The sequence below is a fragment of the Nocardia sp. NPDC050717 genome, assembly GCF_040654275.1.
Classification (GTDB): Bacteria; Actinomycetota; Actinomycetes; order Mycobacteriales; family Mycobacteriaceae; genus Nocardia.
In genome coordinates this window covers 371,850-393,347 of record NZ_JBFAHR010000004.1, presented here as the reverse complement: position 1 = coordinate 393,347, position 21,498 = coordinate 371,850, and the positions used below count along the sequence as shown (strand labels likewise).

Sequence of the window (21,498 nt, the reverse complement as noted above, 5' to 3'; positions counted from 1 at the left end):
GGCAAGCCCGAACACCGACGAGAGGATGTGACCCCCATGATCGACGTATCGCTGTACTCCACGCTCCGCATCGAGGCCGAACGAGACGAAGTCCGTCGACTTGTGGTCGGCGCCGTCATCGTCCGGCACAACCGGGTCCTCATCCTGCGCCGTCGACGATCCGATTCGCTGAGCGGTCACTGGGAACTGCCGAGTGGCGTCGTCGAGCCCGGTGAGGCACTCGACGACGCGGTGGTCCGCGAGGTCGCCGAGGAGACGGGACTGGAGGTCACCGGCATCGGCGACTACCTGGGCGAGTTCGACTACCTGTCCGGCGGCGGCGCCCGCACCAGGCAGTTCACCTTCGCTGTCGAGGTGGCCGCGCCGGGCCCGGTGACGCTCACCGAGCACGACACGCACCTGTGGGCGAGGCTGGACGGCGAACCGCCGGTCAGCGACGAGGTGGGCGAGATGCTGGGCCGCTATCAGCGGCGGCAGCGTGATCCGCGCGGCTGGTCGGCCTACTCGTTCGGCAACGGCGCGTAGAGGTCGATGCCCTGGCCGTCGGGGTCGGCGAGTGTGGCGTAGCGCTGGCCCCAGACGGCGTCCCACGGTGCCAGGTCACCGTGGTATCCGGCGTCGACGAGCTCGTGCCAGAGTTTGTCGACTTCGGCCGCGTCGGCGCAGCGGAACGCGATGCCGCTGCGCCCGTGGCCGGTCGGCGGCTGCCAGCCGGGGGAGAAGGAGGCCACGACCTGCTCGGTGTCCAGCAGGAACCGCAGGCCGCCGGCGAGCTGGGCCTCCGCGTGACCTTCGTTCTCCGCGCCCTCCGGGAACACGAGCCCGAGCTTGCGGTAGAAGGCGATCGAGGCGGCCATATCGGAGACGACGACGGAGATCGCATCAAGCTGTGGAGTCATATCCGCAGCGTAGGCGGACCGTGGCGCGGTCGTCTTGAAGAAATCGGACCTCAGCGGGCCGGGACGGGCACCAGTTCGGCGATGAGATTGCCGATCAGGATCCGCAGATGGTCGCGAATACCGCGGACCACCTCGATCGGCTGCCCGGCCGGGTCGGCGAGCACCCAGTCGCGGTAGCTGATGCCGGGGAAGTAGGGGCACACCTCGCCGCATCCCATGGTGACGACCACGTCGGAGAGCCCGACCGCGTCGTCGGTGAGCGGCTTCGGCCGTTCGCCGGAGATGTCGATGCCGATCTCGGCCATCGCGGCGACGGCGGCGGGGTTCAGCGCGGGTGCCGGTTCGCTGCCCGCGGTGCGCACCTCGATCCGGTCACCGGCCATCGCCCGGAGGAATCCCGCAGCCATCTGCGATCTACCCGCATTGTGGACGCAGACGAACAACACGCTGGGAGTGTGGGCCATGGTCGCCCTTTCGGTGCGGGAGCGAAGTGCTTGTGGCGCTTCGGGTTATCGCCACCATCATTCCATCCGCACCGCCACCCGCGCGGGCGGTGCGGAACAACCGGCGGCACAATTGTCCGGCGATGTCCGCACCGCCGAGCGGCCTAGGCGATCCGGACGGTTGGGATGGAGTCCATCAGCCGAGCCCAGTCGGGAAAGTCGGCCAGCTTGCGCTCGTGCAGGTCGACCAGTTTCGTGGCGAGGTCGGGATCCGGATCGTCGGACGCGTCCGGCCCGATGACGAGCGTGTCGAGATGGGGAATGATCTGCGGGTCGCCCGCCAGGTGGACCGGATCGCGCATGTATCGAGCGACGGCGTCGAGGTCGGCCAGGCCGACGCAGTAGGCGTGGGTGAGACCTTCGGCCGAGTCGCCGAGATGACGGCCGACGACCGAAAACGACGCGGACTCCACGGATCCCGTCCGTCGCATGAGCGCGAGCACGGTCTCCTGCTGGGCCTCCGTGGTGCCGTCCCGGAACTTGAAACGTAGCTGGTGAACGATCATCTCTACCTCCAATTTGAACCGATAAGTTCAAGTTAGTGGACACACCAGTAAGTCGGCAAGGTTGAACCGGTGAGTTCAGTGCGCCGGTTATCATCGGCTCATGACGGCAGCAGCGACCGGACGCGGTCGGATCGACAAGCGCCGCGCGATTCTCGACGCGGCGTTCACGGTGTTCGCGCGGCGCGGCTACGCGCAGGCGTGTGTGCAGGAGATCGCCGATGTGGCCGGAGTCGCCAAACCGACGGTGTACAACCACCTCAACGACAAGGAGACGCTGCTGCGGCACGCGGTGGAGGCCGCCGCGGGCATCGTCGGCGCCGACTGCCTGGACGCGATCGCGGGACTGCGTGACACCGACGCCGACTGCGAAGCGGCACTGCGCGCCTCGGCGCTGCGCATGCTGAAGGTCTGCAACAGCGAGCGGGCCCGCGCCCTGCGCGCGTTGACCTTCGCGCAGCTGAGCGCCTTCCCCGACCTGGCCGAGACCGTCGGCGAGCGCACCTCCCGCCGCCTCGCCGAAGCGCTGGCCGACCGCCTGGCCCGGCTCACGCTGGCGGGCCGGCTACGGACCGACGATCCGCAGATCGCGGCCGAACAATTCCTGGCCCTGCTCTCCGGGCCGCTCGAGGCGCGCAGCCACCTCGGCACCAAGGCCACGCCGGTGAGCGAACTGAAAGTCATCGCCGACGCGGCGGTGCGCACCTTCCTGGCCGCCTACGCGGCGGTCTGACCTCAGTCCAGGGTGCCGAGGACCCGACGCACGTAGTCGTTGGCGAACACGCCGGTCGGGTCGAAGCGGCGGCGGACCTCGGTGAAGCGATCCCACTCGGGGTAGCGGGCGCGCAGGGTCTCGGCGGTCTGGAAGTGCCGCTTGCCCCAGTGTGGACGGCCCGCGTACCGGTCGAACACCGCCTCGCAGGCGCGGAAGTACGGCTCCCACTCCATGCCCTGGTACTGGTGTACGGCGATGTAGCAGGTGTCGCGGCCGCCCGCGGGGGACAGGAAGGCGTCGTCGGGGGCCACCCAGCGCACCTCGATCGGCATCGGCGTACCGAAATCTTTGGTGATCTCGACGATCTCGCGGACCGCGGCGGCCGCGTGCGCGCGCGGGATCGCGTACTCCATCTCGGTGAACTTCACCAGCCGCGGTGACGCGAAGACCCGGTAGGACCGGTCGACCTTGCGGTTGTGGCTGCCCGCCTGCGTCGCGATGCGGTGGACGGTGGGGATGGCGGCGGGAATCAGCTTGCCCACCTTGCACATTCCGTCGAACACGTGATTCGACAGCAGGACGTCGTTGAGCCAGGCGCTGAACTGTCCGCGCGGTTGTTCGAGCTCGTCGGTGCGGTTGCCCGCCTTGGTCATCGCCACGCCGCTGTGCGCGAAGACGAAGAACTCGAAATGGTCGTTGCCGTCGACGAATTCGTCGAGATCGGTGAGGACGTCGGCGAGCGGGACCGGCCGCTCGACGAGGTCGAGCACGAACGAGGGCTCGAGCTGCAGGGTCACCGCGGTGACCACGCCGAGGGCGCCGATGCTGACCCGCGCGGCCCGCCAGCCGTCGGGATCGGTCTGCGCGTCGAGTTCGACGCGGGTGCCGTCGGCCCGCAGCACCTCCACCGCGTGCAGTGCCGCGGAGATGTTGCGCAGCCGGGCGCCGGTGCCGTGGGTGCCGGTGGCGGTCGCGCCCGCGATGGACTGGGTGTCGATGTCGCCCAGGTTGGGGAAGGCCAGACCGTGCGAGTGCAGCAGCGGGCTGGCCGCGTGCAGGGTGAGGCCCGCTTCCACCCGCACCCGGCCGGTGGCGGTGTCGACGTCGAGCACGCGGTCGAGGCCGCCGAGGTCGAGCAGGGTGCCGTCGGTGAGGACGGCATCGGTGAACGAATGGCCCGATCCCGCGACGCGCACGGTCCGGCCCGCGGCGGCGGACGCGGTGACGATCTCGGCCAGTTCCTCGACGTCGCGCGGGGCGGCGACGACGGCGGGTGCGCAGCGCTGCTCGCCTGCCCAGTTCACCCAGGTGTTCTTGGTCATGCGTCCAACTGTAGAGGATCGGCTGTGACGCGCGCTACTGAACCGGGGGAGAAGTGCTGCTCAGCGCCGTCGGCCGAGGCAGCCCGCGGCCTTGGCCTGCTCGACCTCGGTGTCGGTCAGCGGCTCGACGAGCAGGGGGACGCGGGGCACCGAGTCGGTGCGGACGCCGTTCAGCGTGATGGCCATATACCGTTGCCACACTTGCGAATTCACCGGCGCGGCGAACTCCGCGAAGGACGCGACCATGTGGATCAGCGCGAAGAAGTCGGTGGTGGTGACGTCGGGGTGCACCGCGCCCGCCGCGCGGGCGCGCTCGACGATCCCGGACACGGTGGGGCGGATCCGGTCGCGCAGTTCGGCGAAGCGGGCCGGGTCTTCCTCGAGCTCGAGCATCACCTCGCCGAAGCCGCGATTGGTCGCCATGTGCTGGCAGGCGTGCTCGAAGAACTCGACCAGGCCGAGCCAGGGATCGGGGTTGCCCATCGCCGCGTCGGCCGCGTCGGCGAAGTCGACGATGTGCTGGTCGAAGACCTCGGCGATGAGCTCCTTCTTGTTCGCGAAGCGCCGATAGACCGTGCCGACGCCGACGCCTGCCCGTTCGGCGACGTCGTCGAGGGTGATTTCCAGTCCGTGATCAGCGAAGAGCTCGCGGGCGGCCGCGACGATGCGCGCCTGATTGCGCGCGGCGTCGGCGCGCAGTCGGCGGGGCGGTGTGGCAGTCGTCGTGGCGTGATTCACAACTACATCCTATCAATCCGGGGATTAAGTGGAGGTGCTTTCTCCGTTACTCTGGTAGCTTCGATGGAAGCGGAGGGCTTACCTCCGATTGTGCCACCACTTCGACCGCCGGCCTTCTCACAAGGGGAGTTATGACCACCACACTCGACACCGGGACGAAGAGTCCCGCGGCCGCGCAGACCGGCCGCCGCGGGTCCCACGCCCTGCGCTGGTGGGTGCTTGCCGTGCTCGGCATCGCCCAGCTGATGGTCGTGCTCGACGCGACGATCGTGAACATCGCCCTGCCCGCGGCCCAGGCCGACCTCGGCTTCGGTGACGCCGACCGGCAGTGGGTCATCACCGGCTACGCGCTGGCCTTCGGCAGCCTGCTGCTGCTCGGCGGCAGGCTCAGTGACCTGTTCGGCCGCCGCAACACCTTCATCATCGGCCTGGTCGGCTTCGCCGTGGCCTCCGCCGTCGGCGGCGCGGCCACGTCCTTCGAGATGCTCGTCGCGGCCCGCGTCGGCCAGGGTGTCTTCGGCGCGCTGCTCGCCCCCGCCGCGCTCTCGCTGCTGACGGTCACCTTCACCGAACCCGGTGAACGTGCCAAGGCCTTCGGCATCTTCGGTGCCGTCGCGGGCGCCGGTGGCGCGATCGGCCTGCTGCTCGGTGGCGCGCTCACCGAATGGGCCTCGTGGCGCTGGGCGATGTACGTCAACCTGATCTTCGCCGCCGTCGCGCTCGTCGGCGCGGTGCTGCTGCTGGCCAAGCACACCACCTCGGCCGCGCGGCCCAAGCTGGACTGGCCGGGCACCATCACCGTCACCGCCGCGCTGTTCGGCATCGTCTACGGCTTCTCGCAGGCCGAGACCGAGGGCTGGACCGCGCCGTCCACCCTGGCGTTCCTGATCGGCGGCGCCGTGCTGCTCGCGGCGTTCGGCTGGATCGAGACCAGGGTCGCGCATCCGCTGCTGCCGCTGCGCATCGTCGGTGACCGCACCCGCGGCGCGGCCTACCTGACCGTGTTCATCATGGGCATCGGCATGTTCGCGATCTTCCTGTTCCTCACCTACTACATGCAGCTGACCCTGGAATACACGCCGATCATCACCGGCGTCGCGTTCCTGCCGATGGTCGCGGGCATGGTGGTCTCCTCGACCACCGCGCCCTCGCTGCTGCTGCCGAAGGTCGGACCCAAGGTCGTCATCAGCGGTGGCTTCCTCGTCGCCGCGGCGGGCATGCTCTGGCTGACCCGCATCGGCCTCGACACCAGCTACGTCACGCACATCCTGCCCGCGCTGGTGCTGCTCGGCCTCGGTCTCGGTGGCGCCATGTCGGTGGCCTTCCAGGGTTCGACCGCCGGTGTGCAGCACGAGGACGCCGGTGTCGCCTCGGCGATGGTCAACACCAGTCAGCAGGTCGGCGGTTCCATCGGCACCGCGCTGCTGAGCACGATCGCGGCCTCGGCGATGACCGACTACGTCTCCTCGCACCAGCCGGGCCCGCTGACCATGGCCCAGGGCGCGATCGAGAGCTACACCACCAGCTTCTGGTGGGCGACAGCCACATTCGTCCTGGGCGCGATCGTGATCGGCGTGCTGATGCCGAACACGGTGCCTGCCCCGGCCGAAGGTGAGCCGGTGCTCGCGCACTGATGAACGCCCCGATGGCCCGGACCGGAAACTCGGTCCGGGCCATCGGCGTCTGCGGGGCGCTCGCCGCGCGGCGCCAAGTGCTGAAGGTTTGCCTGGGTCCCCGGTTGTCGGTGCGTCTCGATACCATGAGCAACGACCATCATCGGATCGGCAGGGGAGGGCAGCGCCATGACATCGCGGCCCGCGGCACTCGATCCGGCGGTCCTCGCGGCGATCTCGGTGGGTGGCGGGCTCGGCGCCTGCGCCCGGTTCGGCGTGGGGCACTGGTGGCCGGTGCGCCCCGGCGCGTTCCCGTGGTCGACCTTTGTGATCAACGTGACGGGCTGCTTCGCGATCGGCGTGCTGATGGTGGCGGTCACCGAACTCTGGCAGGCGCCGAAGCTGGTGCGCCCGTTCCTGGGAGTCGGTGTGCTGGGCGGGTTCACGACTTTCTCCACCTACAGTCTCGAGCTTCGTACACTGTTCGATACCGGTGCGACGGCCTCGGCACTGACCTATCTCGGCCTGTCGGTTCTCGCCGGGCTGGGTGCCGTGGTCGTGGCGGTGAGCGCGACCAGATGGGCGGCGGGCGCGCGATGGCGGCGGACATGAATCCGAGGACGGAAGGGTGCCATCCGATGGTCGAGAGGGGAGAATGCCGATGACGACCGCACTGGTGGTGGCGGGCGGAATGCTCGGCGCTCCCGCCCGTTACCTGCTCGATCGGGCGGTGTCCGCCCGGTTTCCGGCGGGGCTGCCGTGGGGCACGCTTGCCGTTAATATTGTCGGTTCGGCGTTGCTCGGCGGTCTGATCGGCGCGAGCGCGAGTAGTTCGCTGCTGGCGTTCGCCGGAATCGGCTTCTGCGGTGCGCTGACCACATTCAGCACGTTCGGTTACGAGACATTTCGTCTGGTGACCGAGGGCGCCGCTGTGTATGCCGTGGGCAACGTCGTGATCAGTGTCGCGGCGAGCCTGGCCGCGGTATACGCCGCGGCGTCCCTCACCCAGTGGTTGTGCGCATGATCCTCATGACCAGCCGCGCGCAGCCGACACGGAAGGGAACCCCCACCATGGCCCACGATCGCGCCGGACGGCCAGCACGCCCGACCGACCTGGTGGACATCGCCCACCTGGTCACCGCGTACTACAGCCACGTCCCCGATCCGGCCGAACCGGCGCAGCGGGTGGTCTTCGGCACCTCCGGCCACCGTGGCTCCAGCGAGGATTGCGCCTTCAACGAGGCGCACATCATGGCGATCACCCAGGCGATCGTCGAGTACCGCGCCACCCGTGGCATCACCGGCCCCGTCTACCTCGCGCGCGACACCCATGCCCTGTCCGAGCCCGCGTGGACCACCGCGCTCGAGGTGCTCGCGGGCAACGACGTCACCGCGGTGATCGACGCCCGCGACCGCTACACCCCGACGCCCGCGCTGAGTCACGCTGTGCTGCGCCACAATCGGGGCGGCACCAAGCACCAGGCCGACGGCATCGTGGTCACCCCCTCGCACAATCCGCCGCGCGACGGCGGCTTCAAGTACAACCCACCGCACGGCGGTCCCGCCGACACCAAGGCCACCGACGCGATCGCGGCCCGTGCCAACGAGTTGCTGGTCGGTGGCTTGGCGGCGGTCAAGCGGGTGTCGCTGACGCAGGCGCTGAGCACGCACGTCGAGCGCTACGACTATCTCGACCACTACGTCGCCGACCTGCCGAACGCCTTGAACCTGGACGCGATTCGCGGCGCGGGCATCCGGATGGGCGCCGACCCCATGGGCGGGGCGAGCGTGGACTACTGGGAGGAGATCGGCCAGCGGTTCGATCTCGAGCTCGAGGTGGTCAACCCGTTCGTCGACCCGACCTGGCGCTTCATGACGCTCGACAGCGACGGCAAGATCCGGATGGACCCGTCCTCGCGCCACGCCATGGCGGCCCTGGTCGGCATCAAGGACGACTACGACATCTCCACCGGCAACGATGCCGACGCCGACCGGCACGGCATCGTCACCCCCGACGGCGGTCTGCTCAACCCCAACCACTTCCTGGCCGTCGCGATCGAATACCTGGTCGCGAACCGGATGTGGTGGGACGCGCTCACCAAGATCGGCAAGACGGTGGTCAGCTCGTCGATGATCGACCGGGTCGTCAACGTGCTCGGTCGCGACGTCTACGAGGTCCCGGTGGGCTTCAAGTGGTTCGTGCCCGGATTGTTCAGCGGCAGCCTGGCATTCGGCGGCGAGGAGAGCGCGGGCGCGTCGTTCCTGCGGATGGACGGCACCGTGTGGACCACCGACAAGGACGGCATCCTGCTGGCCCTGCTGGCCGCCGAGATCGCCGCCGTCACCGGGCAGACCCCGTCGGCCCGCTACGGCGAACTGGAGCGTCAGTACGGCAGCCCGGCCTACGCGCGCGTCGACGCCGCTGCCACCAGCGCCCAGAAGGCCAAGCTCGCCGCCCTGACCCCCGACGCCATCACCGGCACCGAGATCGCCGGCGAGGAGATCACCGGCATCCTCACCACCGCGCGCGGCAACGGCGCGGCGCTGGGCGGTTTGAAGGTCACCACGGAGAACGCCTGGTTCGCCGCGCGCCCGTCCGGCACGGAGGACAAGTACAAGATCTACGCCGAGTCGTTCCTCGGCCCCGAGCACCTCACCCAGGTGCAGGCCGCGGCCGAGGAGATGGTGAATCAGGCGTTGAGCGAGTGAGCGCTCCGGCCAAGGTACGGCTACCCGCCGAGATCTGGGTCCTGATCGCGGCGGCTTTCGTCATCGCGCTCGGCTTCGGTCTCGTCGCTCCGGTCCTGCCGCAGTACGCCCGCGAGTTCGGCGTCGGCATCGCGGCGGCCTCGGCGATCGTCAGCGCGTTCGCGTTGATGCGGTTGCTCTTCGCGCCGGCCAGCGGCCGGCTCGTGCAGAAACTGGGCGAGCGCCGGGTGTATCTGGCGGGCATCCTGATCGTCGCGCTCTCGACCGGCGCGTGCGCGCTCGCGCAGACGTATTGGCAACTGCTGGTACTGCGTTCGCTCGGCGGCGTCGGGTCGACCATGTTCACGGTGTCGTCGATGGCGCTGATCATCCGGGTGTCCCCGCCCGCTGCGCGCGGGCGCGTCTCGGGGATCTACTCGACCAGCTTCCTGATCGGTTCGCTGCTCGGCCCGCTGGTCGGCGGCGGCCTGGCGGGCCTCGGCCTGCGCGCGCCCTTCCTCATCTACGCCGCGGCGCTGCTCATCGTGTGCGTGATCGTGTTCGCCGGGTTGCGCGAATCACCGGTGCTGCGCGTCGAGGAGGGCTCGGACGCACCGGTGTTCACCTTCCGTCAGGCCTGGTCCGAACCCGCGTACCGGGCGGTGCTGCTGTCCAGTTTCGCCGGCGGCGCGGCCGTGTTCGGCGTGCGCATGGCGTTCGTCCCGCTGCTGGTGGTGGAGATCCTGAAGCAGGAATCCGGCATGGCGGGCGTGGCTCTGACGGTGTTCGCCGCGGGCAACGCCGCCGTGCTGTTCGCCTCCGGCCGGCTGTCGGACCGGTTCGGCCGCAAACCGTTCCTCATCGCCGGGTCGGCGATCTGCGCGGTCGGCACCGGCGTGCTCGGCTTCGCGCCCTCACTGCCCTGGTTCCTGGTCGCCTCGTTCGTGGCCGGGGTGGGTTCCGGCATGTTCAGCCCCGCCCAGCAGGCCGCGCTGGCCGACGTGATCGGCGCGCGGGCCCGCGGCGGACCGGTGCTCGCGGCCTTCCAGATGGCCGCCGACCTGGGCACCGTCCTCGGTCCCATCGTGATCGGCTGGATCGCCGAGCGCACCTCGTTCGGCATCGGCATGGCCGTCACCGGCGGCGTGCTCGCGGTGTCGGCGGCCCTGTGGCTGGTGACGCCCGAACCGTCGCGGATCAGGCATCCCGATGACCCGGAGCACCCCGATCACGCCGGCGACGGCATCGACCCGCAGTGCACGGGCGACGGCTGTCCCGACGGCGTGCCGGTGGTGCGCAACGGACTGGCGCCGCGGCCCGTCGACTTCGACACACTCAGAAAGTAGATCCCCAGGTCAGAGCCTGTTTGTGCGGGCCAGGCGACAGGGCCTCGTCATCTCGAGGCAAAGTGGACGGGTGAGCAGCGCCGGTTCCCAGCACAATCCCCGTCCCGTTTCGAGCAACAGCACCTACGCCTTGGCCGCGGTGGCTGTCGTCGTGATCGGGCTCCTCGTGTTCGCCGCGTTCAAGTGGAACAAGCAGACGCCGACCGAGGTCCGCAACGACGGCTACGGCGCGGTGCGCGAGGCCGCGGTGCAGGTCACGACCACGCCCGAGGGCGTCATCCGCCTCGGCCGCCCCGATGCCGCGAAGACCGTCGACATCTTCGAAGACCCCCTCTGCCCGGCGTGCGGCGCGATGGAGACCGCCTTCGGCCAGGAACTCGCGCAGAAGATCGACGAGGGCAAACTGGCGGTGAACTACCACTTCGTCGCCTTCCTCGACGAGCAGTCCAAGAGCAAGGACTACTCCACCCGCGCCGTCGCCGCGAACCTCTGTGTCGCCCAGACCGGTTCGGGCCCCACCTTCGGCAAGTTCCACGAGGCCCTGTTCACCACCAAGCAGCCCGACGAGGGCGGCGCCGACCTGAGCAACCCCGCCCTGGCCACCCTCGCCACCGAATCCGGCGCCCCCGAATCCGTCGCCTCCTGCATCACCGGCGGCGCCCAGCTGGACGCGGCCCGCACAGTCGCGGGCAAGAACCTGGCCGACCTCGACGCCCGCACCGGCAACAAGTCCGCCACCCCCGCCATCTACGACGGCACCACCGCCATCGACTGGCGCGACGACACCTGGGTCACCACCCTCGCCCCCTGACCCCGCGTGAGGTTCGGCACATTCTAGTCCGCCATCACCTCTCCCGCCCGCCCCACCCAACCCACCACCCCCGCCCCAAACCCCACTTTTTCGCCCCCTACCAGCCGATTTGTAGTCGCCGAGAACCATGGTGTAACTTCATTCAGGCAGCAGCGAGAGCGGCTGAAACAACAGAACAAGGGGCTATGGCGCAGCTGGTAGCGCACCACACTGGCAGTGTGGGGGTCAGGGGTTCGAGTCCCCTTAGCTCCACAGAAATAACAGGTTAGCCCGGTCGATGACCGGGCTAACCTGTTTTTTGTGTCCGTCGCTTCGTTCACCCCCGTATTGCTTGTGTTTTCTGTTATTGCGGGTGGTGTGGCAGAGACAGTCGTGACCACGGCCGCGGACCGCTTTTCGCGAGTGCAAGGCGGTCGCTCGCGTCGCCCTCGATGGCGATAGGTTCTGTGGGTTCTGTGCTCGGGGTTGTGACACCCACTACGACCTTGCGGTCGCCGAACCCACCGAAACCTATCTCCTGAGCTCGAGGTCCACCCGAGAACCGGTCGACGGGATCGTCAGCCTGCGAGGACCCGGCGACGAGGCGAACATCAAGACCGCCACGGCGCCGAAACAACGGCCCGAGCTCGACGCCAGCATGATCTACCTCAAAGGTGAGGACGGACACTATGTGGAAGTGGACCGGTTCGGGCCCGAGGCCTACGCCTTCTACGATCGCCGCGAACGGTTCGGAAGCCGGCCGCCGACCGGGCTGGCACTGCTGAACCTTTCCGTCAAGGGCGCGGCGCAGGGGATCGCTCATCTGGATCGTGATCTGGTCGATGAGGTGCTCGCCCTGGACCGGAGCGAACTTCTCTCTGCTGAACCGTCGTCTGGAAACCGACCCGGATATCCCGCTGACGGTGATTCCCGGATTCGAAGGAGTCGGTGACCTGATCCCGCAGTACTCGGCGATCGGGGTATACAACTACATCGGCAATCCCGCGATCGAACCCTGGCAGACACTGACAGCCCTGCACTCTGCGCTGTGCACCTTCGGCCGCGACTATCGCGAGTTGACACGACGGCTCCGAGCCGAGTTCGGCAACGATTCGTAGGACGTGTCCGACCCGCGGTACCCAGGCTCCCCCTGTCACAATTCGGCCCCGCGCACTGTCCTTGTTCTCGACACCACAGGAACACCTGTCGAGACGAGGTTCGAGCATGGACATCAGTACGGGGCACGGCATCGAGACCATGGCGGATCTGCGGCGCCATCTGCAGTGGGCGATCGAGCTCGAGCACGCGACCATACCGCCGTACCTGTGCGCGCTGTATTCGCTGGAGCCGGGCACCAATGCCGAAGCGGCACAGGTCATCAGCAGCGTGTTCGTCGAGGAGATGCTGCATTTGGCGTTGGCGGCGAATCTGCTCAACGCGGTCGGTGGCGAGCCCAGGTTCGACGCGCCCGAACTGCTCCCCGCGTATCCGCACCCGCTGCCGCACGGTGATCGATCCGTGGAAATACAGCTGGCGCCGTTCGGTTCCGAAGCTCTCGACCTGTTCTTGGCCATCGAACGGCCCGCCTCGGTCGATGCGCCACCCGAATCCGACGGCTATCACACGATCGGGCAGTTCTACGCGGCTGTCGAACTCGGTCTCGTCTCGCTGGTCGACACCCTCGGCGAGGAGGCCGTCTTCTGCGGCGACCCCGCCCGGCAGCTCGACGAGATGCACTTCAACAGTGGTGGCGGACAGGTCGTTCCGGTGCACGATCTGAAGTCGGCGCTGGCGGCGCTGGCCGAGATCGTCGAGCAGGGCGAGGGCGCGGCGCGGACCGAGGTGTGGGACGGCGAGAAGGACGTCTTCCATCCCGATCGCGACGAGGTCGCCCACTACTATCGCTTCCTCGAACTGAAGGAAGGCAGGCGGTTCCAGCTCGGCGACACCCCGCAGTCCGGGCCCACCGGTGAACCGATCCCGTTCGACCCCGGCACAGTGCTGCCGATGCGCCCCAACCCTCGCACCGCCGACTATCCGGAGGGCAGCGCGGTCCGTCGCGCGCAGGTGGAATTCAACAACACCTACTGCCTGCTGCTGTATCTGCTGGAGGAGACGTTCAACGGCAGCCCGTCGCAGATGCGGGAGGCGGTGGGGACGATGTACGCGTTGAAGTCCCAAGCTCGAGCGCTCATGAAGATGCCCAGCGGTGACGGTCGCACGACCGCGGGGCCGACATTCGAATACGTGGCGCCGCAGGATCGGGCCTAGGCGAACCGGGTCTGTCACAGAATCACCGCCCGCCCTGTCCTTGGTACAGCGGAGTCTCGCCGGCCCCGCGGCAACGTTCGAACGAAAGGAATGAGCATGAAGATCGTCGTCATCGGCGGTACCGGCCTGATCGGCTCCAAGCTCGTCGCACGACTCGGTGAGCACGGCCACCAGGCGGTTCCGGCCGCACCCAATACCGGCGTGAATTCCCTCACCGGCGAGGGAGTGAAAGAAGTACTGCAGGACGCCGACGTGGTGATCGACGTTTCCAATTCGCCGTCGTTCGCCGACAACGACGTGCTGGAGTTCTTCCGCACCTCCACGACGAACCTGCTCGAGGCCGCCGCCGCGGCCGGTGTCGGGCATTACGTCGCGCTGTCGGTGGTGGGTTCGGAACGGTTGCCGGATTCCGGGTACCTGCGCGCGAAGGTGGCGCAGGAGAAGTTGATCGCGGAATCGGGCCTGCCGTTCTCGATCGTGCGCGCCACGCAATTCTTCGAATTCGCCGGTGGTATCGCGGATTCCGCGACCGTGGACGGTCAGGTGCGGCTTCCTGGTTCCAGTATGCAGCCGATGGCCGCCGACGATGTGGCCGCCGCTGTCGGGCGTACGGCGGCGGGCGAGCCGAAGAACGGGACCATCGAGGTCGGCGGCCCCGAGGTCATCGCTCTCGACGCGTGGATCCGCACCGTGCTGAGCGCGCGGTCGGACGCGCGCACGGTGGTCACCGATCCCGAGGCCCGCTATTTCGGGGCGGTGCCGCAGCACGAGCTGCTGCCCGGCAGCGGTGCGCAACTGGCGCAGACGCGGCTGTCGGAGTGGCTGACCAGCAACTGAGCACTTCGCGCGGGCGGTGCGCTGCCCGCCCGCGCGAACTGCCCCTCGAAGGGAACGAAGCGATGCTCACATCCGACGAACGCCAGATCGCGACGTCGGTACTCGTCGTCGGCACCGGCGGGTCCGGCCTCCGTGCGGCGATCGAACTGGCCGAGCGCGGAATCGATGTCGTGGTGGTGGGAAAGCGGCCGAAGGCGGACGCGCACACCACCCTCGCTGCCGGCGGCATCAATGCCGCGCTGTCGACCATGGACGCGCAGGACAGCTGGCAGCAGCACGCGGCGGACACGATCACCGAGAGCTATCTGCTCGCGCGGCCCGACACCGTCCAGGTGGTCGCCGAGAACGCCGCGCGTGGAATCGCGGACCTCGAGCGGTGGGGGATGCCGTTCGCGCGCGAATCCGACGGCCGGATCTCGCTGCGATTCTTCGGCGCGCACACCTACCGGCGCACCGCGTTCGCCGGGGACTACACCGGCCTGGAAATCCAGCGGACCCTGGTGAACCGGGCCGCGCAGCTCGGCATCCAGATCGTCGACACCTGCTACGTGACCCGAATCCTGGTGCGTGACAACGTGGTCTTCGGCGCCTACGGTTTCGACCTCGACAGTGGCGAGCGCTACGTCTTCCGAGCGGACGCGGTGATCCTCGCCGCAGGCGGGCACACTCGCATCTGGCGGCGCACCTCCTCCCGGCGTGACGAGAACACCGGTGATTCGTTCCGCCTCGCCGTCCTCGCGGGTGGCCGGATTCGTGACCCGGAGCTCGTGCAGTTCCACCCCTCCGGGCTCATCGAGCCCGGGAACGCCGCCGGGACACTGGTATCGGAAGCCGCACGGGGCGAAGGCGGCATCCTGCGCAATGCTGAGGGAGAGCGCTTCATGCGGCGCTACGACCCGCAGCGCATGGAGCTCTCGACTCGCGACCGGGTCGCCCTGGCCGCCTATACCGAGATCAAGGAGGGCCGAGGAACACCGAACGGCGCTGTCTGGCTGGATGTTTCGCACCTGCCCCGCGAAACGATCATGCGACGGCTGCCGCGCGTCTACCAGACGCTGCTGGAACTGCAGATGCTCGACATCACGCGCGAGCCGATCGAAATCGCGCCGACGGCGCACTATTCCATGGGCGGAGTGTGGGTTCGCCCCGACGATCACGGGACCGGCGTCGAGGGGCTGTACGCGATCGGCGAAGCATCGAGCGGACTGCACGGCGCCAACCGGCTCGGGGGAAACTCGCTGATCGAATTGCTTGTCTACGGCCGGATAGTCGGCGAGGCGGCGGCGCGGTACTCGGCCGAGCTGGACGCGCAGCGCCGGTCGGACAGCGCGCTGGCCGAGGCTCGCGCCGAGATCGATGAGCTGCTTGCGGTCGACGGGCGGGAGAACGTCCGGGCCCTGCAACGCGCCGTGCGCGACACCATGACCGAGCACGCGGGCGTGGTACGCGACGAGACCGGGATCCGGGCAGGCCTGGCCGAACTCGACGAGATCGAGGACCGCATGACCGATATCGGCGTGCACCCCGACGCCGCGGGGTTCCAGGATCTGGCGCACGCCTTCGACCTGAAGTCCGCGGTGCTCGCGGCACGCGCCACCCTGGAGGCCGCGCTGGAGCGCCGCGAAACCCGTGGCTGCCACAATCGGTCCGATTACCCCGACCTGGATCCGGCGCTGCGAGTGAACCTCGTGTGGTCCGGGCCCGGCAAACTCGAACGCGAGGAGATCCCCGCGATCCCCGACGAGATCGCCCGGCTCATGCGAGACGTCTCGACGGAAGGAAAATTGGTGGAATGAGGGCGTCGCGTTGGCGCGAGTAATGTCGTGGCGGATGGTGTCCGAACAGAGGCGGGGATATGAATCACGCGATTGCCTGCGGCGTCGGAACGACCGCGCGATGAGCGGACCCGCGGGGACTGATCTGGACAAAGCGGTCGACGATTTCTCCGCGCAGAAAGGACGGCTGTTCGGCATCGCCTACCGGATGCTCGGCACCGTCGCCGACGCCGAGGACATCGTCCAGGACGTCTGGGTGAAATGGCAGTCCTACGCCGACCGCGAGTCCGTGCGTGATGTGGAGGCGTTCCTCGTCACGATGACCACCCGGCAGGCGATCAATGCCACGCAGACGGCGCGGGTCCGCCGGGAAACCTATATCGGTCCGTGGCTGCCCGAGCCGGTGGACACCAGCGCCGATCCCTCGCTCGGCGCCGAGCGCGCCGCGGCACTCGAGACCGCGGTGCTGGTCGTCCTGGAGAAGATGACACCGACCGAGCGGGCGGCGTTCGTCCTGCGGGAAGCGTTCGACTACCCCTACGGCCGGATCGCCGAAGTGCTCGACATCAAGGAACCAGCCGCCCGGAAGCTGGTGAGCCGGGCTCGCCAGGCCATCGAGTCCGACCGGCAGGTATCCGTCGACACCGTGCATCAGCGACGCCTGCTCGCGGCCTTTCTCAATGCCGCGCGCGCCGGTGAATTCGATGACCTCGAAGCGCTCTTCGCGACCGATGTCGCCAGCTACTCCGACGGCGGCGGCGTGGTGCGCAATGCCTCGCGCATTCCGGTGTTCGGACGGACGCGCGTCGCGAAGTACGTGGCCGCGTTCTCCTCCCACTTCTGGACCGGGGTCGCCATCGACTGGATCGACGCCAACGGTCGCGCGTCGGTGGTGATCAGCCGCGACGGCAGCCCGATCGCCTGGCTCGGAGTCGGTGCCGCCGACGACGAGACGATCGACCGGCTCTACTGGGTGTTCAACCCCGCGAAACTCGGCCGCATCGCCCAGGCGCTGCATCCGGCCTCCCGATCACCGGGAGAGCGGCGAGGGGAGCCGGCGAGCCGGGCTTAGTGTCCCGGATCACACGATCCGCCACTAAGGAGTCACCCCCGATGCGTCTCATGAAGTCTCGCCTGTCCGCGATCGCCGGTGCGATCGTCTCGGTGGCCGCGCTCGTCGCGGCCGGAAGCGGAAGTGCGGTCGCCGAGCCGCAGACCGGTGAAATGTTTCTCACCTTCGTCCGGCACGCCCAGTCGGCGGGCAATGCCTCGGGGCTGATCGACACGTCGATCCCGGGGCCCGGCCTGACCGACCTCGGTCGGCAGCAGGCCGCGGCGGTCGCGGAGTTCCTCGGCGACTGCAAGTTCGACGGTGTGTACGCCTCGTCGATGATCCGGACCCAGCAGACGGCGGAGCCGACCTCGGCGCGGTGCGGCGAGTCCACCATCGTCGAGGAGGGCTTCCACGAGATCGAGGCGGGCGACTACGAGGGCACTCCGGAAGCGGACGCGACCAAGGGCTATCTCGCCGCCCCCATCCAGTGGATGCAGGGCAACCTCGACGCCCGGATCCCCGGTTCCCTGAACGGCCACGAGTTCAAGAAGCGCGTCGACGACTCCATTCAGGATGTCCAGGACCGCGGCGACAAGCGCGCGGTGATCTTCTCCCACGGCGGCACCATCATGATCTGGGCACTCATGTCGGTGAAGAACCCGGACATGAGCAAGCTGCAGTCCGATCCGCTGCACAACACCGGCCGCGTGGTCGTGAAGGGCAGCCCGGCGAAGGGCTGGAAGCTCGTCTCCTGGGACGGCCACGCCGTCTCCTGATCTGCTCAGGCGTCATCGCCGGGCGCCGGTGTTCGTCGCGTCGACAGGACACCGGGCCCGGCGATGGTCGTGAGCTGGGTGGGAAATCTACGGTCGACCGGTCAGCTGGAACCGCTGGGCAGCAGGCTCGCTGAGCCGCTGCCCAGTTGGGCGTCGCCGGTGATCTCGACGACGAGGGTCTTCGTGGAGGAGCCCTGGGTGGCCACGATCGTGTAGGTGCCCTTGGCCGGCGGACGCCAGGTGCCGCGGATCGCGCTGCGCTCCCGGTCCGGGTAGTCGAGGCGCTCGGGCGAGCTCAGCTCGCGGCCGTTGATCGTCACGGTGGCGGGCAAGTCGTAGTCGGCGCCGAACATCCGGGCCATGATGCTGCAGTTGGCGCCCACATAATCGCAGGCGACGGGCATTTCGCTGTTGCCCCAGGCGTAGATGGTGATGTCCTCGACCTCCGCCGAAGCTGCGGGAGCCAGGGGTGCCAGGAGGATCACGGCGCCCGCAGTGAGGGCGGTCAGTCCTGCCATTCGCATGGTGTCGGTGTCCTCTGTGTCGGTGTCGGCCGGCCCCCGGCACTCGCTCGGGAACCACTTGAAGCGGAAGCGTTCCACAGCCGTCGCCGGGCCGGTAGCCCGAAAAGCAGGGGCGGAGGTCAGGATGCGGACGGTTGACGGGCCGATGAGCCGCGCGCGGTGAATCGGGTTCGGTAGCGATGCGGGGAGACTCCCAGTTCCTGGGTGAAGGCCGCGCGGAAGGTGACGGGGGAGCCGAAGCCGACTTCGGTGGCTATCCGGTCGATCTGGTGGGTGGTGGATTCGAGGAGTTCCCTTGCGGCGGCGAGGCGTTCGGTGGTGACCCAGCGCATGGGGGTGGTGCCGACGTCGCGGGCGAACTGGCGCGCGAGGGTGCGCGGGGAGGTGTTCGCGGCGGCGGCCAGGTCGGCGAGGGAGACGGGGTGTGAGAGGTGGTCGCGGAGCCAGGTGCGGAGGTCGTCGAGCCAGCCGGCGGCATCGGTGAGGGGGTCGGCGTGGACGTACTGGGCCTGGTCGCCGTCGCGGTGGGCGGCGATGACGAGATTGCGGGCGATCGTGTTGGCGGCGCGTTCGCCGTGATCGCGCCGGATCAGATGCAGGCACAGGTCAAGCCCTGCGGCGGAACCGGCGCTGGTCAGGATGTCGCCGTCCTCGACGTAGATCGCGCGGGCGTCCACCTCGACCTCCGGGTACATCCGCTCGAGCAGGGGGGCGTGGCGCCAGTGGGTGGTGGCGCGGCGGCCGTCGAGCAGGCCCGCCTCGGCGAGGGCGAACGCGCCGGTGCACAGGGCGGCGATGCGGGCGCCGCGGTCGGCGGCTCGGCGCAGCTCCCGCAGCAGGGGTGCGCCGACCGGGCGTCCGGGCGGGACGGCGGGCACCAGGATCGTGTCGGCGGTGGAGAGCGCGCGCAGTGACCGCTGGGGGTGCAGGCGGGCGCCGGTGTGGGTGCGGACGCCGCGCAGGTCACCGCACAGTGCCACGTCGTAGAGCGGTCGCGCGCCCGGATCCCAGTCGTAGCCGAGCGCTTCGAGCGGCATGCCGATCTCGAACAGGGTCATCCCGTCGATCAGCGGAACCGCGATGGTCGGTCGGTGCTGAGCCATGGCAAGATCCAATCGGTTTATGTCGATCCTGCCACTCCCGCGCGGCGCCGTCCACTGCGATCGTGGAGTCATGCCAGTCACCACAGAGACCCCACGATTCGCCGGCTCGCTCCGGGCCACCCTGCGTCACATCGCCGGCGGCATAGACGCGTTCGCCCGCGTTCGCCACGGCACCCCGGTCCCGCCCGACCACCCAGCCCGCGAACAGCACCACGCCGACGGTCGGCTCCGACACGGCCATGCAGAATAGCGGCACGCCGACTGCGTCCGCGCGAATTTCTTGCCGCCGACTCTCGGCCCGTTGATCGCGCCACCAGGTGCCGCCATCCTCGCGCTATCGCAGCAGACAATGCCGGCGTGCCTGTCGGAACCGAACGGCCTCCGGTCAGATACTCCCGCACCGTGATCCGGCGACTGGCCGCGCTCCCCGGCCGCGACCAGAATGGTCAGGTGACCGAACTTCTCGACGACACCGCCCTCGAACGCTCCGCCGTGGTGGCGAACAACGCGATGAACCGGGAGCGCGGACTCTCCGGCGTCAACAGCTACGCCCGTGAACTCGGCTTCGATCCGTACGAGCGGCTGACCGGGCGATTGCGGCACGATCCCACGGCGGCGGTCACCTGGATCGATGTGTGCTGTGGCTCGGGTCGCGCGCTCCTCGAAGCCGAAACCCGTGTCGCCCAGGAGTTTCCGGACGCGGATGTCACGCTGATCGGCATCGATCTGGTCGACTACTTCGCCGCCCGGCCGCGCACACCGCGCCTGCGCCTGATCGCCGCCTCCGCCACGACCTGGACCCCCGATCGCCCGGCCGACCTGGTGACCTGCGTGCACGGACTGCACTATCTCGGCGACAAGCTCGCCATGATCCGGGCGATGGCGGAGTGGACCGCGCCGAGCGGTCTTCTCGCCGCCGATGTCGACCTCGACGAGATCCGCGGCATCGAGCGCACCACGGTGCTCGACGAACTGCGTGCCTGCGGTCTGACCTACGACCGGCGCGCACATCGGCTACACGGGACGGGACCGCGGCCACCACGCTTCGCGGCCACCTACCTGGGCGCCGACGACACCGAGGGGCCCGGCTACACCGGGCAACCCTCGGTCCGCTCGTACTACCGCTGACTCCGGCGGAACCGGGGCACCGCCGGAGGGCCGATCACCAGGCGACGGTGCCGTTCATGTCGAAGAACGAACCCGACGGTGCGTCGGCGGGCAGGGTCGCGGCCTGGACGACCACCGCGGCGGCCTCGGTGGCGGTGAGCGGCGCCTGGTCGCGGTTGATGGGGGTGAGGTCGGTCTGGACGAAGCCGGGGCACACCGAGGTCACCTTGGTCGTGGTCTCGGCGAGCTTCTTGGACAGGGCGATCGTCACGGCGTTGAGCGCCGCCTTGGAGCTCTGGTACGCGGGCAGCACCATCCCGTAGTACGGGGACTCCGGGTTCAGCTGCTCGGCGAGCGAGCCCATCGTCGTCGACACGTTGACGATGCGGCCCGCGGCGCTCGTACGCAGCATCGGCAGCAGCGCCTCGATCATCGCGACCGCGCCGAACACGTTGGTGTCGAAGGATTCCCGGAACAGCGGCAGCGAGGCGAACTCGTGCTCCTCGGCGTCGGTGGCCTCCGGCAGGATGCCCGCGTTGTTGACCAGGATGTCGAGGGTGCCGAAATTCTGGCGCACCCACTCGGCCGCGCGGGCGACGCTGTCGGCGTCGGTGACGTCCAGCTCGATCCCGTACGCCTCGTACCCCTTCGCGGTCAGCGTCGCGGCGGCCTCCTTCGCGTCGGCCTCGCGGCGCGAGGTGAGCAGGACGCGGGTGCCCGTGGCGGCCAGCGCCTCGGCCGTCGCGAAGCCGAGTCCACGGTTGCTTCCGGTGATCACTGCGGTCGACATGGTTTGTGCCCCTTCATCATTCGGTCGGAGTGCGGAGCGGTTTGCACGGCTCCTCACCCGGTAGACGCCGCCGGTGACGGTTTCGTGAGATGTCGTCGAAAGAAACTTCTGACAACGGGTTCAGGTTCGGCCGCCGGCGGGGTC

The 21,498-nt window shown here is 68.9% G+C and carries 23 protein-coding genes and 1 tRNA gene; 16 read left to right on the top strand and 8 right to left on the bottom strand.

Going from position 1 to position 21,498, the window contains the following annotated elements; translation table 11 throughout:
- Positions 1-36 precede the first annotated feature (36 nt).
- Entirely contained in the window at positions 37-525 is a 489-nt protein-coding gene (locus AB0H56_RS12390) for an NUDIX hydrolase (protein WP_357161149.1), read from the top strand.
- Here AB0H56_RS12390 and AB0H56_RS12385 read toward each other — a convergent pair.
- The 3 genes from AB0H56_RS12385 to AB0H56_RS12375 form a co-directional block, all read right to left on the bottom strand.
- Complete coding sequence (locus AB0H56_RS12385; protein ID WP_233000233.1) at positions 501-899, bottom strand: VOC family protein; 399 nt, start codon at positions 897-899, stop codon at positions 501-503. The two genes, AB0H56_RS12390 and AB0H56_RS12385, sit on opposite strands and share 25 nt — an antisense overlap.
- Before the next feature lie 50 nt (positions 900-949).
- Positions 950-1,363 (bottom strand): arsenate reductase ArsC, encoded by a 414-nt coding sequence (locus tag AB0H56_RS12380; RefSeq protein ID WP_357161145.1) that lies wholly within the window; start codon positions 1,361-1,363, stop codon positions 950-952.
- A 143-nt stretch (positions 1,364-1,506) separates the two neighbouring features.
- Complete coding sequence (locus AB0H56_RS12375; protein ID WP_357161142.1) at positions 1,507-1,908, bottom strand: Dabb family protein; 402 nt, start codon at positions 1,906-1,908, stop codon at positions 1,507-1,509.
- A 100-nt stretch (positions 1,909-2,008) separates the two neighbouring features.
- On the opposite strand from AB0H56_RS12375, the gene AB0H56_RS12370 reads away from it, so the two are divergent.
- The gene (locus tag AB0H56_RS12370; protein ID WP_357161139.1) at positions 2,009-2,638 is read left to right on the top strand and encodes a TetR/AcrR family transcriptional regulator; all 630 of its coding nucleotides are present in this window, start codon (positions 2,009-2,011) and stop codon (positions 2,636-2,638) included.
- Between the two features lie 2 nt (positions 2,639-2,640).
- Here AB0H56_RS12370 and AB0H56_RS12365 read toward each other — a convergent pair whose 3' ends face one another.
- Both AB0H56_RS12365 and AB0H56_RS12360 read right to left on the bottom strand, forming a co-directional pair.
- Positions 2,641-3,942, bottom strand: a complete 1,302-nt coding sequence (locus AB0H56_RS12365; protein ID WP_357161135.1) for a D-arabinono-1,4-lactone oxidase — start codon at positions 3,940-3,942, stop codon at positions 2,641-2,643.
- A gap of 60 nt (positions 3,943-4,002) precedes the next feature.
- Positions 4,003-4,680, bottom strand: a complete 678-nt coding sequence (locus AB0H56_RS12360) for a helix-turn-helix domain-containing protein (protein ID WP_357161132.1) — start codon at positions 4,678-4,680, stop codon at positions 4,003-4,005.
- 131 nt (positions 4,681-4,811) lie between these two features.
- Here AB0H56_RS12360 and AB0H56_RS12355 point away from each other — a divergent pair, with 131 nt between their 5' ends.
- The 13 genes from AB0H56_RS12355 (at position 4,812) to AB0H56_RS12295 (ending at position 17,830) form a co-directional block, all read left to right on the top strand.
- Positions 4,812-6,314 carry an MFS transporter gene (locus tag AB0H56_RS12355; protein WP_357161129.1) on the top strand — a complete coding sequence of 501 codons (1,503 nt, stop codon included), beginning with the start codon at positions 4,812-4,814 and terminating at the stop codon, positions 6,312-6,314.
- Positions 6,315-6,482: 168 nt separating this feature from the next.
- Positions 6,483-6,905 carry a CrcB family protein gene (locus AB0H56_RS12350; protein ID WP_357161126.1) on the top strand — a complete coding sequence of 141 codons (423 nt, stop codon included), beginning with the start codon at positions 6,483-6,485 and terminating at the stop codon, positions 6,903-6,905.
- A 49-nt stretch (positions 6,906-6,954) separates the two neighbouring features.
- Positions 6,955-7,317 (top strand): CrcB family protein, encoded by a 363-nt coding sequence (locus AB0H56_RS12345; protein ID WP_357161123.1) that lies wholly within the window; start codon positions 6,955-6,957, stop codon positions 7,315-7,317.
- Positions 7,318-7,364: 47 nt separating this feature from the next.
- A complete protein-coding gene (gene pgm / locus AB0H56_RS12340) occupies positions 7,365-9,002 on the top strand; it encodes a phosphoglucomutase (alpha-D-glucose-1,6-bisphosphate-dependent) (protein WP_110036303.1) in 1,638 nt (545 codons plus the stop codon).
- Positions 8,999-10,327, top strand: coding sequence for an MFS transporter (locus AB0H56_RS12335; protein ID WP_357161119.1), 1,329 nt, complete (start codon positions 8,999-9,001; stop codon positions 10,325-10,327). The genes pgm and AB0H56_RS12335 overlap by 4 nt, the downstream gene beginning before the upstream one ends.
- A gap of 70 nt (positions 10,328-10,397) precedes the next feature.
- Positions 10,398-11,138, top strand: coding sequence for a thioredoxin domain-containing protein (locus AB0H56_RS12330; RefSeq protein WP_357161116.1), 741 nt, complete (start codon positions 10,398-10,400; stop codon positions 11,136-11,138).
- Positions 11,139-11,317: 179 nt separating this feature from the next.
- A tRNA-Ala gene (locus tag AB0H56_RS12325) sits at positions 11,318-11,390 on the top strand.
- 385 nt (positions 11,391-11,775) lie between these two features.
- Positions 11,776-12,069 (top strand): hypothetical protein, encoded by a 294-nt coding sequence (locus AB0H56_RS12320; protein ID WP_357161113.1) that lies wholly within the window; start codon positions 11,776-11,778, stop codon positions 12,067-12,069.
- Positions 12,070-12,341: 272 nt separating this feature from the next.
- A complete protein-coding gene (locus AB0H56_RS12315) occupies positions 12,342-13,388 on the top strand; it encodes a ferritin-like protein (RefSeq protein WP_357161110.1) in 1,047 nt (348 codons plus the stop codon).
- Between the two features lie 96 nt (positions 13,389-13,484).
- Entirely contained in the window at positions 13,485-14,225 is a 741-nt protein-coding gene (locus AB0H56_RS12310) for an SDR family oxidoreductase (RefSeq protein WP_357161106.1), read from the top strand.
- Between the two features lie 62 nt (positions 14,226-14,287).
- Positions 14,288-16,021: an FAD-dependent oxidoreductase gene (locus AB0H56_RS12305; protein WP_357161281.1), complete on the top strand. Its 1,734-nt coding sequence runs from the start codon at positions 14,288-14,290 to the stop codon at positions 16,019-16,021.
- 100 nt (positions 16,022-16,121) lie between these two features.
- Positions 16,122-17,072 (top strand): RNA polymerase sigma-70 factor, encoded by a 951-nt coding sequence (locus tag AB0H56_RS12300; RefSeq protein WP_357161103.1) that lies wholly within the window; start codon positions 16,122-16,124, stop codon positions 17,070-17,072.
- 41 nt (positions 17,073-17,113) lie between these two features.
- Positions 17,114-17,830: a histidine phosphatase family protein gene (locus tag AB0H56_RS12295; RefSeq protein WP_357161100.1), complete on the top strand. Its 717-nt coding sequence runs from the start codon at positions 17,114-17,116 to the stop codon at positions 17,828-17,830.
- Between the two features lie 101 nt (positions 17,831-17,931).
- Here the strand turns inward: AB0H56_RS12295 and AB0H56_RS12290 are convergent, their stop codons facing one another.
- Positions 17,932-18,348 carry a hypothetical protein gene (locus AB0H56_RS12290; RefSeq protein WP_357161097.1) on the bottom strand — a complete coding sequence of 139 codons (417 nt, stop codon included), beginning with the start codon at positions 18,346-18,348 and terminating at the stop codon, positions 17,932-17,934.
- Between the two features lie 125 nt (positions 18,349-18,473).
- Positions 18,474-19,457 (bottom strand): helix-turn-helix domain-containing protein, encoded by a 984-nt coding sequence (locus tag AB0H56_RS12285; RefSeq protein ID WP_357161095.1) that lies wholly within the window; start codon positions 19,455-19,457, stop codon positions 18,474-18,476.
- A gap of 450 nt (positions 19,458-19,907) precedes the next feature.
- On the opposite strand from AB0H56_RS12285, the gene AB0H56_RS12280 reads away from it, so the two are divergent.
- Positions 19,908-20,585 (top strand): class I SAM-dependent methyltransferase, encoded by a 678-nt coding sequence (locus AB0H56_RS12280; protein WP_357161092.1) that lies wholly within the window; start codon positions 19,908-19,910, stop codon positions 20,583-20,585.
- Positions 20,586-20,619: 34 nt separating this feature from the next.
- Here the strand turns inward: AB0H56_RS12280 and AB0H56_RS12275 are convergent, their stop codons facing one another.
- Positions 20,620-21,354 (bottom strand): SDR family NAD(P)-dependent oxidoreductase, encoded by a 735-nt coding sequence (locus tag AB0H56_RS12275; protein ID WP_357161089.1) that lies wholly within the window; start codon positions 21,352-21,354, stop codon positions 20,620-20,622.
- Between the last annotated feature and the right edge of the window lie 144 nt (positions 21,355-21,498).